Annotated in this window: 5 protein-coding genes and 1 pseudogene; 5 read left to right on the forward strand and 1 reads right to left on the reverse strand. The window is 35.6% G+C overall.

The features are described 5' to 3' along the window. Positions 1 to 555, forward strand: a 555-nt coding sequence (locus Q0075_RS08735) for an SH3 domain-containing protein (protein WP_297869190.1), incomplete at its 5' end; no start/stop codon positions are given. 47 nt (positions 556 to 602) lie between these two features. On the opposite strand, the gene Q0075_RS08740 is transcribed toward Q0075_RS08735, so the two are convergent. Continuing rightward, positions 603 to 1,124 (reverse strand): CvpA family protein, encoded by a 522-nt coding sequence (locus tag Q0075_RS08740; RefSeq protein WP_297869191.1) that lies wholly within the window; start codon positions 1,122 to 1,124, stop codon positions 603 to 605. 148 nt (positions 1,125 to 1,272) lie between these two features. Between Q0075_RS08740 and Q0075_RS08745 the strand changes: the two genes are divergently transcribed. From Q0075_RS08745 to Q0075_RS08760, 4 genes and pseudogenes are all read left to right on the forward strand, one after another. Further along, on the forward strand, positions 1,273 to 1,629 hold the full coding sequence (locus tag Q0075_RS08745; protein WP_297869192.1) for a hypothetical protein: 357 nt from the start codon (positions 1,273 to 1,275) through the stop codon (positions 1,627 to 1,629). A 107-nt stretch (positions 1,630 to 1,736) separates the two neighbouring features. After that, positions 1,737 to 2,756 carry a phenylalanine--tRNA ligase subunit alpha gene (gene pheS / locus Q0075_RS08750; RefSeq protein WP_297869193.1) on the forward strand — a complete coding sequence of 340 codons (1,020 nt, stop codon included), beginning with the start codon at positions 1,737 to 1,739 and terminating at the stop codon, positions 2,754 to 2,756. 77 nt (positions 2,757 to 2,833) lie between these two features. Next, complete coding sequence (locus tag Q0075_RS08755; RefSeq protein ID WP_297869194.1) at positions 2,834 to 3,241, forward strand: hypothetical protein; 408 nt, start codon at positions 2,834 to 2,836, stop codon at positions 3,239 to 3,241. Between the two features lie 157 nt (positions 3,242 to 3,398). Beyond that, positions 3,399 to 3,811: pseudogene (locus Q0075_RS08760) on the forward strand (alpha-mannosidase); the annotation flags it as partial.

Raw genomic sequence — 3,811 nt, forward strand, 5'->3', positions numbered from 1 at the left:
GGAAAAGTAGCGCCATCGATTTACAATTACGAAAAAGCATTGCTTTTAAACCCAGATGACGAAGCTATACAAACCAATCTGTCATTTGCTCAAAAAATGGCAATAGACGATATTAAAATCCTTCCAGAAGTAGGTTTTAAGAAAATGGTCAAAGAGTTCACAAGCGTTTTTCATTATGATACTTGGGCTTGGATTGCCGTTTTTATCGCTTTCATGAGTTTACTTTCGTTTTTAGGGTATTATTTTGGAAATACCGTGTTTCTAAAGCGTACTTTTTTCAGTTTGTTTCTGTTGTTTTTAATCGGAATTGGCGTAACCGTTTTCTCTGCTTTTTTACAGAAGAAATTCGATACAAATTATAATCCAGCCATCGTTTTTGCGGAATCAACCACTTTGAAAGCCGAACCAAAAAACAGTTCGGAAGATGTAGTAACGCTTCACGAAGGCACAAAAGTTTTCGTATTAGAAGAATTAGGCAACTGGAAACAAGTAGAATTAACGGACAAAACCAAAGCTTGGATTGACAAAGAAGCGATTAAGGAAGTGAAGGAATAGTGTTCAGTGTTCAGTTGAAAGTGTTCAGACTGAGCTTGTCGAAGCTTTTACTCCTCACTCGCAACTCCCGATTTCAAACTATTATACCACCCTTCAATCGTAGGATAAATTGCTTTTGAAATATTCTGAATTGGATTATAAAAAATCGAATTCTCTTGCGTTTCTTTAGAAAGCAGCATGTTGTTAATGTTGATTTTCTCAAAAATAAAAAGCACAACACTCAAAGCTAAAATTGTTTTTAACAAACTAAAAATAACGCCAGCTAATTTGTTTATCCAACCTAAAAAAGCAAAATCTGCTAATTTGGTTAGAATTTTTGCGCTTAAATGAATACCAATTACGACTAGTAAAAATGTAATGATAAAAGCGGTAATTTCAATATATTTCGGATTCCAACTTGGGACAAATCCAGTAAAAATCGCACCTACTAAACTCGAAAATTTAATCGCTAAATAAATTCCAGCAACCAAGGCTAATAGAGAAGCGACTTCCACAAAAAGTCCGTTTTTTAATCCTTTATAAACTGCAAAACCCAATAAAACCGCAAAAACAATATCAATAAAACTCATTTGAAAGAAAATAGAATAAAGAACAAAGATAAAAGAATTGTTGAAAGTAGTTTTCTGTTGTTATCTTTGCAAGAAATTTGGTAATTGGTTATCGGTAATTGGTCATTGGAACCCATCACCCATCACTCATCACCTTAAACCCAAAAACATGTCCAGAGACGAACAATTAAAACAGCGTTGGGAAAGCGTTGTCACTATATTATCAAATAAATTCGCAGATGGAGAAACCCTTGATTTAGAGGGAATCATCTATTTAATTGGGGTGCAAGAATTAGGAAAAATTCATGCTACATTCAAAAAAGATGAAAAAGTAAACCTAATGCACATCGCCATTTGCCGTTTGTTAGAACCTTACGGTTACTACGAGTTTGAATATTTCGACAACGACGGCTGGCCCCATTACAAAGTAAAAGAAGAATTGCCACCATTAAAAGCAGGCGAACAAGCGGTACTAATGAAAGAAGCAATTGTAGGTTACTTTTTAGAGAAAGAGTTGATAGATTAGTTTTCAGTCGCAGTCGCAGTTGGCAAATTTGTAAATTCTGAAAACTGTGACTGAGACTGTTTACTTTCATTAAAAATCCATAAATTTGCACCTTTATACAACGAGCGATGACAGAAACGATTAAAGCCCATATTGAAGAAGTAAAATCTTTTCAAACCGATAATAAAGAACAATTAGAAGCCTTCCGAATCAAGTATTTAGGAAGTAAAGGCTTGTTGAAAGACTTTTTTGCCGAATTCAAAAATGTTCCAAACGAACAAAAGAAGGAATTTGGACAAGTAATCAACGAATTGAAAACTTCGGCAGAAGAAAAGGTAAAAACCATTCAAGACGCTTTAGAAAATAAAGAAGAAGCAAAAGGAATTTACGGCGATACTACACGTCCAGGAGAAGCGATGAACATTGGTTCGCGCCACCCAATTTCAATTGTAAAAAACCAAATGATTGATATTTTTTCAACCATTGGTTTCAATGTGTCTGAAGGTCCAGAAATCGAAGATGATTGGCACAATTTTACCGCATTAAATTTACCAGAATATCATCCGGCAAGAGATATGCAGGATACGTTTTTCATTCAAACCAATCCTGATGTTTTGTTAAGAACGCATACTTCATCAGTGCAAGTGCGTTACATGGAAAACAACAAACCGCCTATTCGTACGATTTCTCCAGGAAGAGTGTTCCGTAACGAGGCAGTTTCTTCGCGTTCGCACTGTATTTTCCATCAAGTGGAAGGTTTGTATATTGACAAAGACGTTTCGTTTGCCGATTTAAAACAGACGTTGTTGTATTTCACTAAAGAAATGTTCGGAAAATCGAAAATTCGTTTACGTCCATCATATTTTCCATTTACAGAACCAAGTGCTGAAATCGATATTTATTGGGGTTTAAAAACCGAAACTGATTATAGAATTACAAAAGGAACCGGTTGGTTAGAAATTGGTGGTTGCGGAATGGTAGATCCAAACGTATTGAAAAATTGCGGCATCAATCCAGACGAACACACAGGTTTTGCTTTCGGAATGGGAGTAGAGCGTATTGCGATGTTGTTGTACCAAATTGGCGATATCCGTATGTTTTATGAAAACGACGTTCGTTTCTTAGAGCAATTCAAATCGAGCCTATAGATTGTTGAATGATGATTGACGATTTCAGATTTTAGAATGTTCTGAATTCGAAATTCGTTAATCATAAATCTTAAATCATGAAGAAAGACATTATCATCCCAAAAGTAGAAGGTGTTCACATTGTAGCTTTTCAAGAATGGAACGACGATTTTATGGAGAATTCTTGGTACGCTTACTTAGTAAACGATACTGATAATTTATTGGAAATGGCTATGGTAGTTTCACGTGCTTACGGCTTAATCAATGGCGAAGAACGCAAAACGGGAACTTTTCGTCACGCGTTTGCTAAAGTAGAACCTAGAACCGCCGTTAAAGTAGAATTGTTAGAAAACAACGTCTTACAATTGAATAACGAATTCATGTTGTCGTACTTTGCAAACGGACAATTATATGATAAAACCTTTGTATTTCGAGTAAACACCATTAACGAAAAAGCCACTGCTGATATACCCATTATTAACAAAAGAGGCGTTTTCGCGAATTAGAATTTAAAAAAATTACCGCAGATTCGCAGATTAAATACAAAATCTGCGAATCTGCGGTTTTTATTTTTACCTTTAAGATAATCCACAAAATCTGAGTTATCACTCGTTAAAAAGTGAAAATATTTTTACCTTTAAGAAATTTTTTCAACAACACAACATGAAACCATTTCTTATCGTTTTAGCCTTTTTAACTACAACAATTTCTCAGGCACAAGATTTCGCCAAACACGTCAACCCATTTATTGGGACAGGCGGTCACGGACACACTTTTCCAGGTGCTACATTGCCTTACGGAATGGTGCAATTGTCTCCAGATACTCGTATTGACGGCAGTTGGGATGGCTGTGGAGGTTATCATTATTCCGATAATGTGATTTACGGATTTTCGCACACACATTTGAATGGAACCGGTGTTTCCGATTATGGTGATATTATGTTGATGCCAACTATGGGCGAGCCTTCGTTTGATAATAAAGTATATTCTTCTACATTTTCGCATGATAATGAAAAAGCTTCCGCTGGATTTTACTCCGTGAAATTAGACAAACATAATATCGATGTGCGTTTAAC

It is taken from the genome of uncultured Flavobacterium sp. (assembly GCF_937967675.1).
GTDB lineage: Bacteria > Bacteroidota > Bacteroidia > Flavobacteriales > Flavobacteriaceae > Flavobacterium.